Here is an 18,715-nt window from a genome sequence, read left to right on the forward strand (position 1 = left end):
CAAGAAATGGACCATGCCGATCCAGAATTGGAAGCTTGCTCTAAATCGCTTTATTATCGAGTTCGGTGATCGCCTGAACGGTCACCTGTAATGGAGTGGGCAGTTACACAGAATCATTTACAGGCTCCTTCTTCAGCCATCCGAAGCACCTCTCTACCACATTTCGCCTGCGATAATGTGCTTTGTCCAATACCAGTGGGCGTCCCTTATGGTGCCGCTGCTGGTCGCTGCGCTGCGGGATGACCGCTTTTATCCTTCTGCGCTGGAGTTCGGCCCGCAAAGCCCTGCTGCTATAGGCCTTATCTGCGGCAAGATGCGCTGGACACTTGCGATAAAGACCTGATGAGGTCGGTATCCTTGCCATGGCCAACGCACTTGTCGCATATCTGATTTCCGCTGATTGCCCCGGCGAAAGGCGGAACCTCAGCGGCAAACCATTACCATCAGTGACCAAGTGGATTTTGCTGCCAAAACCGCCACGTGAGCCTCCAAGAGCTTGATTCACCAGAGTGTTTTTTACGCGTTCAGGTAGCATCCTTGGATACCCTGAAATTGGAGCCGTCAAGGCACTACAGCTCGAGGTCGATAAGCCCTTCTTCATTTAAATGAAGTTGCAGCGCTTCAAGGATGGCATCGATACGGCCTGTACTCTGCCAACATCGAAAGGTGTTGTAGACCGAACTCCATGGGCCGAAACGTTCTGGCAGATCTCGCCAAGGTGCGCCGGTGTGGAGTTGAGATGGTGCAGATAGCCGCGCTGGATACGGCGACCAGTGCCTTCTTCTCTCACCGCGACCCCGCCATGGTGGAATGGTTGACCCAGCGCAAGCTCGACGTCTGACAAGGGCAATCAGCAATGGCATCGGGAGATGGCAGACGCTTGGTGGCGCGGTTCGTCGCCAAGCGTTTTTCCTGCTGAGGGAACACAGTGCCCACGGTCGGAGAGGGGAGGCATCATGCCCGCAAGCGCACGGCGTCCAGGAACAACCGAAAGGCGGGAGAGTTCTGGCGTCGGCTGGGGTAGTAGAGGTGATACCCGGGGAAACGTGGGCAATAGGGGACCAGTACCGAGATCAGCGCCCCAGTGGCCAGATGGGGTTCAGCCATGTCTGAAGGCAGATAAGCCAGGCCGTGACCTGCCAGCGCGGCGCGCAGTATGGGCGTGCCTGTGTTGAACATGCACTGACCCTGTACATGGGCCTTGATGGGTTGGCCATCTTGCTCAAACTCCCACAGCATCAGGTTGTCATAGGTGGGTAGCCTCAGGCCGATGCATTGATGATCCGCCAGATCCTGAATGGTGTGCGGGGCCGGGTTGCGGGAGAGATAGTCGGGGGAGGCCACCACGACTATCTGCATATCCTGGCTGATACGCACCGCAATCATGTCTTTCTCCACCTGTTCCCCCAACCGGATCCCCGCATCAAATTTCTGCTCGACTATGTTGGTCAGGCCGTAGTTGATATCGATTTCTACCTGAATGTCCGGGTACTCCTTGAGCAGTGGCGATATGCGCGGCCACAGGTAGGTATCTGCCGCATGCTCGGCGGTAGTGATACGGATCAAGCCTGCGGGTTTGTCCTTGAGCTCATTGAGCGCCGAGAGCTCATCCTCGATCCCTTCAAAATGCGGCTGCAGGCGTTCAAGCAGCCGCTCGCCCGCCGGGGTGGGGGAGACGCTGCGCGTGGTCCGGGTCAACAGCCGAATGTCCAGCCGCTCCTCCAGCCCCCGCATGGCGTGGCTCAGGGCGGACTGGGATACCCCCAGGTGAGCCGCCGCGCGAGTAAAGCTGCCTTCTCTTGCCACCGCCATGAAGGAGATCAAGTCGTTGTAGTTGGTTTTTGCCATGAATTGCCCTGCCGAAGGTGGTGATAGGGGGGAGGTGTGTGCCGGCAGGGTAACCGCCGAGTCTGCATTATTACTAACGTAAATTAATGAAATTTGCTCATAAACCCAATCTGATTATCCCGTCTAATCATGTTATCCAACAACCAGTACACTGTCGCCACTGAACACCACTAGGTGCTCACTGCATTACCGCCATGGGGCGGTGCACAGCGAAACCATGCCTGGCACGACACAGTGTCTCTGGCCTGTGGGCCTTCCACTATTGACGATATGAGAATGATGATGATGAAACACGCAATCACACTGCTGGCCTTCTTCGGCCTGATGAGTTCACCTCTGGCCATGGCCGCCATCCCTGCCAAGATCAACGCTATCCCCGGCGCTCTGATCGTGAACTGGCAGCCCCAAGACGCCGGACAGCGCATGGGAGATGCCCTCGAGGTATACAACGATACCGGCGATCTGCTGGCACGGGTTCCGGCCAAAATGTCGGGCCAGCAGCGAGTCGCGCTGCCCGCAAAGACACAGGGTGATTTGCGTCTGAGTCTGGGCGGCGAACAGGTGCAGTATCGCGTGCCGTTCGGTTTTGGTGGCGGTCAGGAATAAGCCGCTCATTCCCTTTGTGCTTCGTTTTGCGGGCAGGCTTCGTCTGCTGGGCCTGCCCGCATTTTTGCTGCCATAAGCAGAACTGACCAGAATATGTCCCCCTTATTTTCAGATCGGATGAATCCATCCGCTCTCGTCGAACTTCCCCATCAATGGACTATGTGAATATGACTGCCAGAACAGGTTTTACTGCGCGGCGTGCGGCGCCCTATCTGGTGGCCTTCTCGGTGGCATCTGCCCTGGGGGCTGCCCTCTATACCCACCAGAGTCAGGCCGAGGCACCCGTCGTGGCCGAGGCTGCTGTTCCTGTTTCCGTGAGCAGGATAATGCCCCATCGCGTCAAGCTGTGGGAGGAGTTCTCCGGCCGGTTGGAATCGGTGGAACGGGTGGAGCTCAGGCCCCGAGTGGCCGGTACCATACAGGGGATCCACTTTCAGGAAGGGGCATTGGTTGCGCGCGGCGATCTGCTGATCACCATAGACCCAGCCCCCTACGCCGCCCAGGTGGCCCAGGCCGAGGCGGTGGTCGAGGCTGCGCGTGCTCGGTTGGCTCAGGCGGGGTCTGATCTGACGCGTGCGCAGCGGCTGATTGCCTCCAGCGCCATCGCTCAGCGCGATCTCGATCAGCTGCACAACGCCAAGCTGGAAGCCGTTGCCAACTTGCGCGGCGCCGAGGCGAGCCTGCAAGCGGCCCGGCTCAACCTCGATTACACCCGGGTTACGGCGCCCATCTCGGGGCGGATTGGCCGCCTCGACATCACAGTGGGCAACCAGGTGGCGGCGGGACCGACGGCCCCTGTCATGAGCACTCTGGTCTCGGTGTCCCCCATCTATGCCAGCTTCGATGTGAGCGAGGCGACCCTGGAGCGGTTACAGGTGTCGCGCGAACAGATCGGTGATACCCCGGTACAGCTTGGCACCAGTGGGATGACGGGCACACCACTGGAGGGGCGTCTGCAATTTATCGACAACCAGGTGGACGCCGGCAGCGGCACCCTCGGGGTACGCGCCACTCTGGATAACCGGGACGGCAGCCTGATCCCTGGTCAGTTTGCCAGGATCAGGCTGGGATCTTCCCGTCAGGTCGACGCCTTGCTGGTGAGCGAGCGGGCTATCGGCTCGGATCAGAGCAAACAATTCGTCATGGTGGTGGGCGAGGGGAACCGTGCCGAGTACCGCGAGGTGAGCCTTGGCATGAGTATCGAGGGGGAGCGTATCGTCACCCGTGGCCTGCAGCCCGGGGAGCGAGTCATCGTCAATGGTCTGCAGCGGGTACGTCCCGGCACACTGCTGGCGCCCAGCCCGATTGAGCCCACTGCACTCACGACCACCCAAGCCCGGACGGCCAGGCGCGGCTGATGGCCGCGTCATTGCATCAGAGTCACACCATGAATATTTCAAAGTTCTTCATCGACCGGCCCATCTTCGCCGGCGTTATCTCCATCCTGTTCGTGCTGGCGGGACTGGTGGCAGTCAATGCTCTGCCCATCTCCGAGTATCCCGAGGTGGTGCCGCCCCAGGTGGTCGTGCGGGCGACCTACCCGGGAGCCAGTCCCACGGTGATCGCCGAATCGGTGGCCATGCCGCTCGAGGAGTCCATCAACGGGGTTGAGGGGATGATCTACATGGGCAGCCAGTCCACCACGGATGGCACCATGACCCTGACCGTCACCTTCCGTCTTGGCACGGATCCGGACAAGGCGCAGCAACTGGTGCAGAACCGGGTGGCTCAGGCCGAGGCGCGCCTGCCCGAGGAGGTGCGTACCCTGGGGGTGACCACGGTCAAGGCGAGCCCGGATCTCACCATGGTGGTGCACCTGGTGTCACCGGAGGATCGCTATGACATCGACTACCAGCGCAATTATGCGCTGCTCAATGTGCGTGACCGATTGGCCCGGATCCAGGGGGTGGGGGACGTGGCCATCTTCGGTGGTGGGGAATATGCCATGCGGATCTGGCTCGATCCCGACAAGGTGGCCGCCCGTGGCCTCGCGGCCAGCGATGTGGTAGCGGCGCTGCGTGAGCAGAACATTCAGGCGGCGGCCGGGGTGGTCGGCGGTTCGCCGGCGCTGCCGGGTACCGAGCTGCAGCTCTCCGTCAATGCTCGGGGCCGGCTGCAGAGCGTGGAGGAGTTTGGCGACATCATCGTCAAGTCGGGCAGCGGCGGCGCGGTGACGCACCTGCGTGACATCGCCCGTATCGAGCTCGGAGCGGCCGACTACTCGGTGCGTTCGAAACTCAACAACCAGCCGGCGGTCGGCATCGGCATCCACCAGGCACCGGGCGCCAACGCATTGCAGATCTCCGACGAGGTGCGCAGCACCATGAGCCAGATAGCCAAGGCCATGCCCCAAGGGCTCGAGTATCGTATCGCCTACGATCCGACCCAGTTCGTGCGCGCCTCCATCGACTCTGTGGTACACACCCTGCTCGAGGCGATCGCCCTGGTGGTACTGGTGGTTATCCTGTTCCTGCAGACTTGGCGCGCTTCCATCATCCCGCTGCTGGCGGTGCCTGTCTCCATCATAGGGACCTTCGCCGTCATGCTGCTGTTTGGCTTCTCCCTCAATGCGTTGACCCTGTTTGGGCTGGTGTTGGCGATAGGCATAGTGGTGGATGACGCCATCGTGGTAGTGGAGAACGTCGAGCGCAATATCGAGGCGGGGTTGTCACCGCGCCTGGCGACCTACCGCGCCATGCGGGAAGTCTCCGGCCCCATCATCGCTATTGCCCTGGTGCTGTCTGCGGTATTCGTGCCGTTGGCCTTCATCACCGGGCTGACCGGCCAGTTTTATCGCCAGTTTGCCCTGACTATCGCCATCTCTACCGTCATCTCGGCCATCAACTCACTCACCCTCTCGCCGGCGTTGGCGGCCCTGCTGCTCAAGGGGCATGGCGAGCCCAAGGATGCGCTGACCCGAGGCATGGAGCGGCTGTTCGGCCCACTGTTTGCTCGCTTCAACCACGGTTTCGAGCGCGGCGCCCGCGTCTATGGTGCTGGCGTGCAGGGGATCTTGCGACGCAAGGCCCCGACGCTGCTGTTGTTTGCTGGCCTGCTGGTGCTGACCTATGGCTTGTTCCAGAGCGTGCCCGGGGGCTTTGTGCCCTCCCAGGACAAGCAGTACCTGATTGGCTTCGCCCAACTGCCGGATGGCGCCACCCTGGATCGTACCGATGAGGTGATCGAGCGGATGGGGGCTATCATGGCCAACAATGAGAACGTGGAGGGGACCCTGGCGTTCACCGGACTCTCAATCAACGGCTTCACCAACAGCCCCAATGCCGGGGTGGTGTTCGCCATGCTCAAGCCGTTTGAGCAGCGGACAGGCGCCGATCAGAGCGGCATGGCGGTGGCGGCGCAACTGAACCAGGCTTTCGCCGGCATCGAGGAGGCGGTGGTGGTGATGTTCCCACCGCCCCCCGTGCAGGGGCTTGGCACCACGGGGGGCTTCAAGCTGCAGCTTGAGGATCGCGGCGGGCTCGGGTATAGGGAGATGGATGAGGCGGTGCAAGGTTTCTTGGCCAAGGCGGCCCAGGCCCCCGAGTTGACCGGGCTCTTCAGCAGTTGGCAGATCAATGTGCCGCAGCTCTTTGCCGACATCGACCGCACCCGCGCCCATCAGCTCGGGGTGGAGGTGACCGATATCTTCAACACGCTGCAGGTCTACCTTGGCTCGCTCTATGTCAACGATTTCAACCAATTCGGGCGTACCTACTCGGTGCGGGTGCAGGCAGATGCCACCTATCGCAGCCATGCCGATGATATCGGCAAACTGAAGGTGCGTTCGGTCTCGGGTGAGATGATCCCCCTGTCGGCCCTGATGAAGGTGGATCACACTGTCGGTCCTGAACGGGCGATGCGCTACAACGGTTTCCTTTCTGCCGATATCAGTGGCGGGCCGGCGCCTGGTTTCAGTTCGGGGCAGGCCAAGGCCGCCATCGAGCGGATCGCCGCCGAGACCTTGCCTCAGGGCATAGGTTTCGAGTGGACCGAACTCACCTATCAGGAGATCCTGGCGGGCAACTCGGCGCTGTGGGTTTTCCCGCTTGCCATCCTGCTGGTGTTCCTGGTGCTGGCCGCCCAGTACGAAAGCCTGACGCTGCCGCTGGCCATTTTGCTCATAGTGCCGATGGGGCTGCTCTCGGCCATGGCTGGGGTCTGGCTCTCTGGCGGGGACAACAACGTCTTCACCCAGATAGGGCTCATCGTACTGGTGGGGCTCTCGGCCAAGAACGCCATTCTCATCGTGGAGTTTGCCCGTGAACTGGAGTTGGCTGGACGGGCGCCGTTGGCTGCCGCCATCGACGCCGCCAGGCTGCGGCTGCGGCCCATCCTGATGACCTCGCTGGCTTTCATCATGGGGGTGCTGCCCCTGGTGCTGGCAAGTGGCGCCGGCGCCGAGATGCGATCGGCCATGGGAGTGGCGGTCTTCTCCGGCATGATAGGGGTGACCCTGTTCGGTCTGTTCCTGACCCCGCTCTTCTATGTGCTGCTGCGGCGCCTCGCAGGCAATCGCCCGCTGGTGAGCCATGGGGAGCAGAACATGGAGTAGTCAGTCTGGCTGATGAGCAATGAACCTATACAAAGAGGCCCAATGGGCCTCTTTTGACTGGGAATACCACCGCCATACAGCATGGGTCTACTCTGACCTGGGTTCGAAACGTCAACCGCCCGATATTGAGCCAATGCGCAAATGGATGTCTGAATCGCCCCGCTTTTCCTTTATGCGCAAATGGGGGCGTTGCGCTTGGGTTGACTCTGTCTGTTATGGATGGAACTCGAAGTTGGATTTGTCACGGAGCTGTATCGGCTGAGAGCGCCCGGTATCTTTGCGAATGCTGTGACAAGTGGTGTGCAATGAGGGATGGCGAGGTGCCAAAGGTTTTGTCAGACATCATCTATGCAGCCGTCAAAGCAAGATGTTGCGAACCCAGGCTGCAAAATCAGTAGCCACCTCACGGGTAATTTCATGCCCAATTCCATAATTCAGCAGATGAAATGGGATGCCATGTGCCTGGAGCAACTCTGTGCTTTTCTCGGCCCATAAATACGGCAGTCGGTCATCGTTTTCACCATGCATCACGAGCGCAGACAGGTGTTGCAGATCTTCAGCCCGGGCGATGAGAGGCTCAATTTCCGGCAGGATGCGCCCAGAAAGAATGGCAAAGCCACGAACGCATTTGGGGGCGGTCAGTGCAAGGCTGGCTGACATTATGCCCCCTTGGCTAAATCCGGCAATCAGGGTTTGATCAGATGCAATGCCATAACGTAGTTGCAGCTCGGGAATAAACCGGAGGAGCCGTTGCCGGCTTGCTTCAGCCGCTGCCGTATCGATTTTGGGGCCGTTTGCCGTGAAACTGACCGAGAATGCGGAGTACGCCCCAGGCGCCATGGTCAAAGGGGAGCGAACCGAAACGACAGAAAGGTTTTCAGGAATGAAGCTTGCCAGGCCAAGCAAAGAGTCCTCATTGCTGCCGACCCCATGCATCAGGATCACCAGACCAATTGGCTGACCCACGGCAGGACGGTAGCGATAAGCGAGGGGGAGATCGTCTATCAGGGGAGAAAAATCTATGTTCATGGTTGTGTCTCTATTCCAAGATGTTGCGTGGCAACGACACCGAGCACTCAATCCGAATTTCTAGTACAAGCCGGCTGCAAGACTGGCCATTAATGCTCTTCCTGGTCGTTGTACCAATTTCTTATTAACACGGTGCGGCCATTTGATCGCACCGTCATCATCAGCCTGAAAATGTTTGGTGTCAGCTGCCGAACAGTTTCCCTTCACCGGCCCAATCAGATGGCGCCACGTCTTCGAAAATCACGTAGATGTACTTCGGGTCCGTTCCGGTATTGCGGACAATACTTTCCGTAATCTCAGCGGCAACGACTTGTTTAGTGGCGGTTTCTTTACCTTCAAACCAGGTAACACGTACGACGGGCATAAAATTCTCCTTAGGGTGAAAAAATGATGTTCGCTGAAATATTGACCCACCGGGGGAGCCGGAGAGTCATGGTTGGCTTAACGTTCAAGAAAGGCATGCAGGTCCTGCGAGAACTTGAACGGGTTCTTGAACATGAGGAAGTGGTCGCCATGTTCGGACTGTGTATAGGCATAGAGCCTCGCATTCGGGATGACGGAAGCCATCCAGCGTTGACTGGGCAAGTTGTTGCTGTATTCGCCAGAGAAGATGGCTGTCGGTATGTCGATCTTGTGGCGGATCACGTCGCGCCAGTCATTCGTGGCGTGATCGAACAGCACCTTGGCGGTGTACTTCGGATCGGTTTTGACAAACTCGTGCGCGAAAGCGGTCGAGTTCTCGTAGTACGGCGAATCGTTGACCATGGCTCGCTCGACAACCTTCATATCGACCACCAATTGGTTTGTCGGTGCTCCGGTGGTGAAGGTTGCCACCATGCGTTCAACCGATGACGTCATGCCGCCAGCGTCGAGCCGTTCCTGTTCGCTCCAGTCGGCATGAGAATAGATGGAGACCGGTTCGTCGACGAAAACCACCTTGCGAATACTCTTCGTGCCGAAGAGGTCGATATAACCCCACAGGACAGCCGCGCCCATCGACCAGCCACAGTAATCCGCTGTCTGCAAACCGAGGTGTTCAGTGAACTCCTTTAGGTCGACCGAGAGGCGCGTGATGCGACTGCCGTATTCGACGTGCTGCGACAGTCCCTGATTACGGGGATCAAGGACATAAACGTGGTATCGCTTGCTGAGCAGATAGAGCACGTTGATGTATTCAGCGCCGCTGGCCGACCAGCCTGGAAGGAACACCAGAGGTTTGCCTGAACCAGCCTCCCAATAGCGCAGTTTTACACCATCGCTGGTTGTGAAAGCGTTGATTTGCAAGTCCTGGAAGTCTGATAGCTTGGTTGGCAAGCCTGTCAGCTTGTGGGGGAAGCTGTAGTCCTTACCCAGAACCTCTATGGCCGGAGCTGCGCTGACCAAGTCGTGCGAGATGAGCAATGACAGCGTAATCAGTGCTGAACGAATGAAAGGTTTCATCATGATCCTTGTCGGGATGTCAGGGTCAGTCCAACGCTGGCCATGGCATCCCGATGAGTACTTATACCTGTACCCAGGCCGGTGCCACGGTCGGGCCTTTGCCGAGGAAGTAGCCAAAGTGAATGTTCATTTCACCAATAGGCTCGATAAACCGGCTATTGCTCAACGGACCAGCATTGATCGCCTCGAAGCCCATCGATTGAGCCAGTGTGGACACCTGAGATTTGGCCGCCTCGTCATCGCCAGCGATCAACACCTGGAGCAACTTGCCTTGGCGGGCCTCGGACGGCAGCAACTGGGCAAAGATAGTGTTGAATGCCTTCACGACACTGGCCTTAGGTGCCAGGGCCTGGATTTCTTCGGCGGCGGAGGTGGTGTGGCCTATCACCAGCTCCTTGTAGTCGGCGCTGATCGGGTTGCTGATATCGACCAGAATCTTACCGGCAAGATCCCCTGCCTCCTTGAGGGCATCGGCAGCACCGCCGAAGGGAATGGCCAGGATCACGATGTCTGCCAGCCGGGTAGCGGCAGCAATGCTGCCACCTTGGGTCTTCTGTCCCACTTTTTCAGCGAGTGCGGCGGCTTTGGCCGGATCGCGGCTGCCGATGGCGACGTTGTGGTTGGCTCCCGCCAAAGTACTTGCCAGGCCGCTGGCCATGTTTCCGGTACCTATGATGGCAACTTTCATTTTGCAACTCCTTGAACTTGAGAGGGCTAGATCAACTGTTGCCACTATACGACTTGAGCTTTTGTGGGATAAATTGTCAAAATTCACCAATACCTGAAACAGGGTGTTTCTAATGGATAGATTGTTAAGCATGACGGTATTCACCAAAGCCGTTGAACTCGGCTCCTTTTCGGCGGCAGGGAACGCGCTTGGAATGTCCTCCCAGCTGGTCGGAAAACATGTGCAGATGCTGGAACAGCATCTGGGAGTTCGCCTACTCAATCGCACCACGCGCCGGCAACACCTGACCGATATTGGTCGCGAGTTTTACGAGCGGACTAAAAGCATTCTGGCGGACGTCGAGGCGGCAGAAGGACTGGCGGCAGAAACCCGGGCAACCCCCCGTGGGCGGCTGCGTATCAACGCCCCGGTGACGTTCGGCATTCATGCGCTTTCACCAAAGATTCCCGACTATCTGAATGCCAACGCTGAGGTGACGCTGGAGTTATCCATGACCAACAGGCTGGTCGATGTTGTTGATGAAGGATACGACGTAGTCTTTCGTATTGGTGAATTGACGGATAGCGGCTTGATTGCTCGGCAACTGGCACCCTATCGACTGATCCTGTGCGCAGCCCCCGGTTATCTGGCGGCGCGAGGGCCAATCAATACGCCGCAGGATCTTTCACGGCAGGAGTGTCTAGGTTACCTGCACCCAGAGTTGAGTAAGCGGTGGACCTTGATCGGGCCTGAGGGAACGGTGACTGTCCCTGTCTCAGGCCGTTTGATGGTGGATAGTGGAGAGGCTTTAATGGCTGCTGCAATCGCCGGCGTAGGCGTATTACTTCAACCCTTCGAAATCGTCGAGCCCTATCTCTCATCCGGGCAGTTGGTCACGCTGCTGCCCGAATACCACGCACCGACCTTGCCGATGCACATCCTGTATGCTCCGGATCGACGCATGACCCCCAAACTCAGAAGCTTCATCGATTTTGCCATTGCACACTTCGGACCGGATGTTTAAGGCTTTCTGGCGCGAGCCACACTGTAGTAGTGGTCGAATTGTAGTGGTTTAATCATCCCAGACACCATTTTAGGTGGTACAGTCGCAACCATTACCAGGTCGCTAAACCTACCAGGACTTAACCATGAGTTATCAGATCCTCTCTGCCACTGTGGCCAGTATTTTCGAACTGAAACGCAACCCGATGGGGACACTAAAGAAAGGCCATGGTTCAGCTGTTGCCATCCTAAACAACAATGAACCAGCCTTTTACTGTGTGCCACCAGAACTCTTTGCCTACTATGTCGAGCTGGCCGAAGATGCCGAGCTAAACCGTATAGCTGATGAGCGAATCGCCTCACTCGACAGGGTCAGCATTTCGCTGGATGACCTATAATCTATATCCTGCTCTTCGCCCGCTGGGCGCAGAAGATGACGAAACTGGCGCAACCTTAAAGTTAGGTGTCCAGGAAACAGGGAGCAATTCCAAAGCCGGATTATGACGCTTTGCTGGGATGCTAGGAATCCTAAAAAGGTACGAACCAATCTGATTCAGCAGTCCTACAGGTTATGGGTGGGAGTGCTGATGTTCGGCAGACGCCAATGCTGACAAGCTCTTGAAGTTACGGAAGAAGGTCACGAATATCACATTGCAGTATCTCGCAAAGGCGATAGGCTTTTTCAAGCGTGATATTAACCGTTCCTCGTTCGATACGTCCCACATAGCTCTGATCGATATCAGCCATTAAGGCTAGCTGTTCTTGGGTGATGCCGAGATCAGTTCGTTTTGCTCGCAACTTATTCCCAAATTTCTTCGCTATATCATGCATTTATCGCCTCTCTTGAGGCGAAAACTATCTCTGGTTGCTGAACACATGTGAAGGGACTATAATCCCTATTTGTCGGTTATTAGTTTAATAATCATGCAAACAGATGGAGAAAATCCATAACTATGTCGATCACTCATCTACCCATGCCTATTTACAATGCCTTGGAGAATAAAAGACTGAACGAGTTTACAGTGGTGGAATGCCTAAAGGCCGGATATGGAGAAGAAAATACCTCTTATAGTAATGCTGCTGGATATGGCTTTGTATATTTACAACTAATGAAGTTGGTTAAGAAAGGATTGCTTTCAAGAAAATCTGATGGGCGAAATTTAATTTTCGCCAAGACAGGAAAGTATTATAATGAGAGCATTAATAATTGCATTTTACGAGAGAGTGAAATGTCACCACCAGTAAACAATCCATTATTTCACCTAAATGAAAGATATAGCTACTATGAGAACCAAATGAAAATTATTTCGGGAGAAAAGGAGGAGTGCGATGAGTTAGCTAACATGTATCCACAGTTTGAATATGTTATTAATAATATATCAAGCCAAGCGGATGAAAAAATAAAAATTATTTTAGGGAGGATAAAAAGTATTAAAGCAGTCATTGATTTAGTCTCATCATATCAGGAAGCAAAATAATAATTGTCATATGTAATTGTTATAGTGTGAATGCAATGCTATACACTAGTATCCTCTATTTTTTTGGGGGGATACGAAGTTCACGAATAAGAAATGGGCTAAGAATATCCTCTATCTTTATAGGTGTTTTAACTTGGATCTCTTTCACGAGATCTAACACTGCGAAAAGATTATCTTGATATTTCTGTTGCCAAACATCGCGCTCATTTTCCATGCGAGCTGCTTTTTTTATATATGCCGCACCAGTCCGCCTCCCGGTGACTAGGTCCACTTCCTGTTGATTTAAATCACTCAGGTTATGTTGGCGAGTTGCATATTTAACGATTAGATCTCTACGATGAGGTACCGATAGTGTACTCAAACCACCTGAAATCAGGCCTTTTGCTTTAAGGCGAGCATGCAGTGTGGAGGCTTTGATGGGGGCCCTATCCAGGCCTTCTCGCTCCATGGCCAATAATTCTGACTCAATCAACTGATCTAAGTCTTTGCCAGATACTCTGTGTTTATTTGTCATGTTTATGATCTCTTTGAATATCTAAAATATAAATAACTATTTTAAGTAACCACAAAACGAACAATGTATGAGATTATTATTCACCTTCCGTAGTTAGCTTGCTTTTTTCTATTCTTAACTGCTCAATATAAAATGCATCAGCAAGGGTTTTTGGCGTTTTACCAATTAGTTTTTGTGATTCAATTCTATTGACAATAGAAGCCAGAGGATTTGATTTATCCTGCGATAATAATGAAACTATTTCTCTATCAGAAAAAGATTTAATTACATTAGCTTGGAATGCTTCCAATAATAACAAAGCTTCACGTTGTTCAGTGAGTGCTAAATCAAATGATTTGTCTTTGCTATGAAGTTGCTCCAATTGATAAACCTCAGCCTTTTTATTGGCAATCTTATTATTTATAGCTTCATATTCATCCAGCCTGCCTGTAAGAGTGAAGTAACCACACGGACCTCCAGATTGGCATTTCATGCCAAATGGGCAGCCCCAGCGGGCGACATCTCGTGTACAGGCCCCAAGGGGGAGGGCATGTAACTGAGCATGCCGTTCAATGAGTTCTTTGGCTAACTCATTCTTCTTGGCAGACAATAGCTTATCATGTGCCCGCTTTAAATCAGGTAAAAATCTAGATGAAAGAGTTTTCTCCAAATGGAGTGTGACTTCATCCCTCGATTCGCCGACTGTATGCAAATTAACCTTAAGGTTATCTTCAGAACTTAAATTTGGATCTACAAAAATAGCCATGTATTTTTTAGCTGCATCTACACCAGAGTAAACAGCTTTAGACTTTGCTGCTTTGGCAAGTGCATTGATGCGTCGATCGCCGGATTCAGCAATTGCCGGTAATATTGATTCTTCTGTCACATTATAATTTTCATATGAAGTATTTCTATCATCACCGAAATCTTCACGAGTGGGGGATTTGAAAGACTCTGAGTTGTTATTAAGTGCCATGATCGCTAAGGACGAAGCGTTATAATTGAAAGATTCAGCCCTATGCTGATAAAATTGATTTTGAGTTATATCCATTCGGCCCATCAACATAGCTTGTAAATGGTCAGTTAGTCCTGAAATTGCCAAAAATGTATTAATGTTGTGTCTTGGGATGTGGGGGTTTAATTCTATTCTATCACCGTTATCCTCTGTTAGATTTAGCTTGTCAAAAATTGATGTTCTTTGTTTATTACCACCGAGTAAGCTTTGCAATACATCATGAGTAAGTGGTTCTGGATTGGTAAGGGTAACAAGCGTATGATCCATTCCAAATGCACTTGTAGGCGCAATAAACAACAGATCTTCATAATTAAATTTTTGCTCAACCCCATTATCTCTTATGACCAGCGTACATTTGTAACCGTCATGAAAGCTCTTTGATTGCGCATATTTAAGCTCAACAAAATCGTTAATCTTTTTCTTTGTGAATAAAAATATTTTTTCTCTACTTGTAACTGGATTGGATTTTGTTATTGGCTTAATGCCAACACCTTTTTGCAAAAAAGAATTTACCATGCTCTTCCGCAAACCGGCATTTCCTCGTGTGCCACCGGAGCCAGAAAAAACAAGACCATTAAGCTCTGACACCTCAATTAAATCATGTGGCAAAGCTCTTATTGATGGAGGGAGGAAATCTGTAAATCCAGAATTCCGATATTGAGTTAATAGCTGTCTGCTTTCAGCAGTCAATTCCATTACAACATTAAATATTGACTCAATTAGCTTAATTGTACTAGGCGCTGCCCAAAAAGTTCTCCAGCCAGATTTTTTTGCACCAAGATATTTAATGCCTAAGTTATATTCAGGTAGTTCATGTTCCTGGGCATATAGGAGTTTATCTCCTTTGAGGGGGCGTTTTATTAATGCATCGATTCTAATCGATTGCAATTCCTGAAATCGCCAGCCAGTAATGATGAGTAGCAGTATGCAATTATAAAAAATCTTTTCACCATTTGATTTGGCTAGATACAGTAGTTCAATGATACTAATGAAAGCACGAATGGAAATTAGCTTGTTATCATCCGTATCTTCTGGGTTACTGTCAGCCGCTTTTCTTTTTTTGGTATTGTTAGTATGGTTTCTACTGGGGAACTGATTTTGACATTCAATGTTAGAAAGTGTTAAGTTAAAGGGGCGAATTATCCTAGCTAAAGAGACGGCAATGTCACAGTAATCGCTGACATTGCTGCTACTAGCTGAGTTCTCGTTATGTCTCCTCATTGCACCGTGAATAATATCTGAATTTAAATACATCGGATGACTCTGCCCTGTCATCTTTACCATCTCATAATACCAGCGGCGAAGAATGTTCAATATTTTGTTCGTGGTTGCAATGCTAGGTGGTCTGCTCCTACGAAAAGTATCTAAAATTATGATGGCTTTCATAAACTGGGCATAGTTATCGTCAATATCAATGCGTTCAATCCCTTGCATTTCTGTATGAGAAAAAATCAACACAGCTCGCTTTGATTGCCGAAACCATGCAACGCCCTTGTCACCAGCAAGCCAAGATGGGTCATTCCAGGACATCAAATCAGTTGCCGCATATTCAGCAAGACGTGAATCGAAAACAGCTTGGTACGTTGCCACAAACTGCGTCAAATTCTCCATTTGTTCACGCATGACATTGCCCTACACGTTATTGATATATGAAATACGAGCCATAACAGCCTGAACATGTTGCTTACGACGACCTAGTTCCGGCAGGAGAGGGTGATGTTGGATAAACGAATCGTCAGCTAACTTAATGAGAGAAATTATTTCATTTTCAAAGCCCGCAAGAACATGCTGATGGTGACCATCTATGAATGGATGAAAATACAAGCAACCGTAGCAACAACGAACTTGTGCATACGGACACAAACCTTCCTCATAGCCACAACCACCGATGTGGTAATGAGTCATATCACCCACAGAGCCTGCGACCTTACGACCATGCCATATGTTGCTCTGAACCAAATTACCTGTCAGCATCAATGTAATCATGCTTTTAAAGGCTGGGTTTCGGCACAGCGCCTGTTCACGGATGCTAGCGAGATCTGGTGTTGATGCGATATAGCGATTCGCCACAACCGTACTGGAGTGGCCTAGGACGTAGGCGATTTCTTCAGCACTGACCCCGACCATAGCTAATGAGTGTCCAACATGGTGACGGAATTGAGTTGCTGTGTAGTGTGGTGCAACAGCCTGACGTTTAGCTACTGCAGCCTGCATCTCCAGTGGGGAGAAACGTAGCAATTGACGTTTTATCGCATCATTGATCATAACAACAGCATTTCCGCATTGAGGTAATAGTGGGTCTCCATCATTCAGCCCTGAAATTCGCTTGTATAACTTAACTAACTTTCCGAGTTCTTCGGGTATTGCCACTATAACTCTTTGGGGATGGCTTTTGCTCTGCTTGGCGTAGGGAATAGCATATGAATACCTGATTAGATTGTCCCCCTCAGTATCAACAGCTATGTCTCCGACAGCCGTTCTAGCTAATTGCACTGGGCGAGCTCCAGTGGCCAATATAAGTCCGAGAATTACGCAATCGCGAAGCTCTTCGATGGAGACTAGTGAAGCAATATTTTCTATATGACGTTGCTTCGCTTCTTCCGTTGATAATCGAGGGGTCAGCTTGGCAGACCAAAGTTGTAGGCCATTATGAATCATCGAAACCATGGCATCTGGGAGCACATTATCGATTTCAGAATAAATAGACCACTTATCAGTAGCAGGGCGAGGAACTAGTAATAATTTATCCTCAAGGTCCTCATTATGATTGGTGCTTTCAAAAAAACCTAAAACATCTAGTTTTCTAAGTACATATAGCGTTGAATAAAATCGACGGTGTGTGGCTTTGCTTATGTACTGCTCGTGTAGTAGTGCAATAAATGTTTCATGATTTAGGCTAACAAGTCTGTTTATGGATTTTGCAATATCACAAGCAAACTCATATATCATCCTTGCATTGTTTTCAGATGTATACACTACGCATGCAAACTTAATTAATTTTGATATTTCTTCAGATAATGTGCAAAAATTTTTTCCGTTTTCAAAATCAATGGAACAATTTCGTCCCGAATGTCTAAACTTCCACACATCCGTACTCGTATCTAGATAGGTGTCATCAAACTCTGTGGCTGATTTCAAATATAATGGACATGGAATAACTTGATCGTTCAACCATCTAACCTGTGCGGCATTCAGTTGACTATCAGGCGAATGTTGAATGTCTTGCGGATTAGCTGAATTCATCGAAATCTCCATCGTCTAATAATGGGATGGGGAAGGGGGCCACTACATTTATTCCTGCAATTTCTTTCTCCTGTTGTATGCGCCTGATGTTGCTGTCATTGGCAAGTTTTTCTACAAAACGTCGTGCATATTTATAGGGCATGCGACTGCCGATTTCCCACCCCCCCAACAATCGCAACTGCTCAGCAGCAGCGTCTAACAGCCCTTTTATGCGACCGTCAAGGCCAAAGTCGCGAGAAAGTTGCAATTGTTCATCTAGTAACTCTTTATAAATATACTCCAATGTAAAATAAGCCCAGGTGTGGCGACCCACATGTGGAGTTAACTCCACCATGTCAGTGAATGGGTTGTTATTTCGAAAGGATGGATGTGTTTTTATATAAGCAGTATCGATGCAACGATACACCTTTCTAATAGCAGCGTACCCTAATGGCTGGCAAGTGCCTCGGCTTGCCGTAAACATAAAGTCATGATTTAATTTTCTAGAATATGGATTTCTGTATTGCTCTTTATAAATTTCCAGGTAATGGAAATCATTAACCTCTAACTTGATTGTACGACAAGATCTTGGGGTTTTTAGAGTTAACGGTTTCCTCCTTGGATCATCAATTCCATCAGGAAGATTTTGCACCATCAATAGATACTCAACATTGCCATGGCTATCTGGCTGAGATACACCAAATGAATCGACTGTCAGCAACAAAACTTCCCCTACACGAAGCCCATACTGGAACATAAGTCGATGTATGAGGAAGTTGCGATATTGTAAACATTCAGTTTGAAATGGATTAATCGGGTTGATAACTTTTTCAAACATCTCCCCAGTATCTGGATCAACGACAGCGGGGGAGGAGGGTAACAGCATGTCGTTAAGCTCTAGATGCTGTTGGTACGTAATGCTCTTGTAGCGAGTTGCCGGTGTATGCTTTGCAGGTCCGAGTCGATTAAATTCCTTTACCTTGTTTTTGAGTCGCAGATCATTACTGCTGTAGTTTATATTGGCCTCAGCTAGAGACATGCTTTGATATTTTACACACATGTACCGCTGATTGAGATAATTCAGAAAACGGGCCACATTTTTAATATGTGTACAGCAAGTTGATTTATTAACTTGACTAACAGTATTGCTTACTGTGCTATCAGTAGGCGGTTCATTCTCTTCTGTGAGATGTTGTTTGCTGAGTAGATAGTGAAATAGGTTATCTAGCTCAGGGATCTCAGAGATCCCCTCATTTTTAGAGACTCAAATAATTCCAAGTGTGCGGGTATATAAGCGGTGTTGCTTCAGGTAGTAGATAAATTTATCCATCAACAAGACCGCATTGGTTTCTTTCATTTTAGG

General features: G+C 51.4%; 16 protein-coding genes and 2 pseudogenes. 7 read left to right on the top strand and 11 right to left on the bottom strand.

Annotated elements, in window-relative coordinates; all coding sequences use genetic code 11:
- Window positions 1-127 precede the first annotated feature (127 nt).
- Window positions 128-734: pseudogene (locus ACLHZ1_RS19420) on the bottom strand (IS5 family transposase); the annotation flags it as partial.
- A gap of 2 nt (window positions 735-736) precedes the next feature.
- Between ACLHZ1_RS19420 and ACLHZ1_RS19425 the strand changes: the two are divergent.
- Window positions 737-841: pseudogene (locus tag ACLHZ1_RS19425) on the top strand (aldo/keto reductase); the annotation flags it as partial.
- A gap of 113 nt (window positions 842-954) precedes the next feature.
- Here the strand turns inward: ACLHZ1_RS19425 and ACLHZ1_RS19430 are convergent.
- Window positions 955-1,848 carry a LysR family transcriptional regulator gene (locus ACLHZ1_RS19430; RefSeq protein ID WP_427263394.1) on the bottom strand — a complete coding sequence of 298 codons (894 nt, stop codon included), beginning with the start codon at window positions 1,846-1,848 and terminating at the stop codon, window positions 955-957.
- 276 nt (window positions 1,849-2,124) lie between these two features.
- Here ACLHZ1_RS19430 and ACLHZ1_RS19435 point away from each other — a divergent pair, with 276 nt between their 5' ends.
- From ACLHZ1_RS19435 to ACLHZ1_RS19445, 3 genes are all read left to right on the top strand, one after another.
- Entirely contained in the window at window positions 2,125-2,454 is a 330-nt protein-coding gene (locus tag ACLHZ1_RS19435) for a hypothetical protein (RefSeq protein ID WP_427263395.1), read from the top strand.
- Window positions 2,455-2,621: 167 nt separating this feature from the next.
- Window positions 2,622-3,812 carry an efflux RND transporter periplasmic adaptor subunit gene (locus tag ACLHZ1_RS19440; RefSeq protein ID WP_427263396.1) on the top strand — a complete coding sequence of 397 codons (1,191 nt, stop codon included), beginning with the start codon at window positions 2,622-2,624 and terminating at the stop codon, window positions 3,810-3,812.
- Window positions 3,813-3,841: 29 nt separating this feature from the next.
- A complete protein-coding gene (locus ACLHZ1_RS19445; protein ID WP_427263397.1) occupies window positions 3,842-7,006 on the top strand; it encodes an efflux RND transporter permease subunit in 3,165 nt (1,054 codons plus the stop codon).
- Between the two features lie 357 nt (window positions 7,007-7,363).
- Here the strand turns inward: ACLHZ1_RS19445 and ACLHZ1_RS19450 are convergent, their stop codons facing one another.
- From ACLHZ1_RS19450 to ACLHZ1_RS19465, 4 genes are all read right to left on the bottom strand, one after another.
- A complete protein-coding gene (locus ACLHZ1_RS19450; RefSeq protein WP_427263398.1) occupies window positions 7,364-8,035 on the bottom strand; it encodes an alpha/beta hydrolase in 672 nt (223 codons plus the stop codon).
- A gap of 181 nt (window positions 8,036-8,216) precedes the next feature.
- Entirely contained in the window at window positions 8,217-8,399 is a 183-nt protein-coding gene (locus ACLHZ1_RS19455) for a tautomerase family protein (protein ID WP_043555737.1), read from the bottom strand.
- Between the two features lie 77 nt (window positions 8,400-8,476).
- The gene (locus tag ACLHZ1_RS19460) at window positions 8,477-9,475 is read right to left on the bottom strand and encodes an alpha/beta fold hydrolase (RefSeq protein WP_427263399.1); all 999 of its coding nucleotides are present in this window, start codon (window positions 9,473-9,475) and stop codon (window positions 8,477-8,479) included.
- A 61-nt stretch (window positions 9,476-9,536) separates the two neighbouring features.
- Window positions 9,537-10,163 (bottom strand): NADPH-dependent F420 reductase, encoded by a 627-nt coding sequence (locus ACLHZ1_RS19465; RefSeq protein ID WP_268424742.1) that lies wholly within the window; start codon window positions 10,161-10,163, stop codon window positions 9,537-9,539.
- Between the two features lie 130 nt (window positions 10,164-10,293).
- Here ACLHZ1_RS19465 and ACLHZ1_RS19470 point away from each other — a divergent pair, with 130 nt between their 5' ends.
- Window positions 10,294-11,166, top strand: a complete 873-nt coding sequence (locus ACLHZ1_RS19470; protein WP_268424743.1) for a LysR family transcriptional regulator — start codon at window positions 10,294-10,296, stop codon at window positions 11,164-11,166.
- Window positions 11,167-11,290: 124 nt separating this feature from the next.
- Window positions 11,291-11,542 carry a plasmid stabilization protein gene (locus ACLHZ1_RS19475; protein WP_427223549.1) on the top strand — a complete coding sequence of 84 codons (252 nt, stop codon included), beginning with the start codon at window positions 11,291-11,293 and terminating at the stop codon, window positions 11,540-11,542.
- A 226-nt stretch (window positions 11,543-11,768) separates the two neighbouring features.
- Here ACLHZ1_RS19475 and ACLHZ1_RS19480 read toward each other — a convergent pair whose 3' ends face one another.
- Window positions 11,769-11,975, bottom strand: a complete 207-nt coding sequence (locus tag ACLHZ1_RS19480) for a helix-turn-helix domain-containing protein (protein WP_043555730.1) — start codon at window positions 11,973-11,975, stop codon at window positions 11,769-11,771.
- Window positions 11,976-12,118: 143 nt separating this feature from the next.
- Here ACLHZ1_RS19480 and ACLHZ1_RS19485 point away from each other — a divergent pair, with 143 nt between their 5' ends.
- Window positions 12,119-12,622: a hypothetical protein gene (locus ACLHZ1_RS19485; RefSeq protein WP_427263400.1), complete on the top strand. Its 504-nt coding sequence runs from the start codon at window positions 12,119-12,121 to the stop codon at window positions 12,620-12,622.
- A 55-nt stretch (window positions 12,623-12,677) separates the two neighbouring features.
- Here the strand turns inward: ACLHZ1_RS19485 and ACLHZ1_RS19490 are convergent, their stop codons facing one another.
- From ACLHZ1_RS19490 to ACLHZ1_RS19505, 4 genes are all read right to left on the bottom strand, one after another.
- Window positions 12,678-13,136 (bottom strand): hypothetical protein, encoded by a 459-nt coding sequence (locus tag ACLHZ1_RS19490; protein WP_268424788.1) that lies wholly within the window; start codon window positions 13,134-13,136, stop codon window positions 12,678-12,680.
- A 76-nt stretch (window positions 13,137-13,212) separates the two neighbouring features.
- On the bottom strand, window positions 13,213-15,753 hold the full coding sequence (locus ACLHZ1_RS19495; RefSeq protein WP_427263401.1) for a hypothetical protein: 2,541 nt from the start codon (window positions 15,751-15,753) through the stop codon (window positions 13,213-13,215).
- Between the two features lie 9 nt (window positions 15,754-15,762).
- Window positions 15,763-17,373, bottom strand: coding sequence for a tyrosine-type recombinase/integrase (locus ACLHZ1_RS19500; protein WP_427263402.1), 1,611 nt, complete (start codon window positions 17,371-17,373; stop codon window positions 15,763-15,765).
- Window positions 17,360-18,391 carry a hypothetical protein gene (locus tag ACLHZ1_RS19505; RefSeq protein ID WP_427263403.1) on the bottom strand — a complete coding sequence of 344 codons (1,032 nt, stop codon included), beginning with the start codon at window positions 18,389-18,391 and terminating at the stop codon, window positions 17,360-17,362. The genes ACLHZ1_RS19500 and ACLHZ1_RS19505 overlap by 14 nt, the downstream gene beginning before the upstream one ends.
- Window positions 18,392-18,715 lie beyond the last annotated feature (324 nt).

The organism is Aeromonas sobria (genome assembly GCF_050266975.1).
Lineage (GTDB): Bacteria > Pseudomonadota > Gammaproteobacteria > Enterobacterales > Aeromonadaceae > Aeromonas > Aeromonas sobria_B.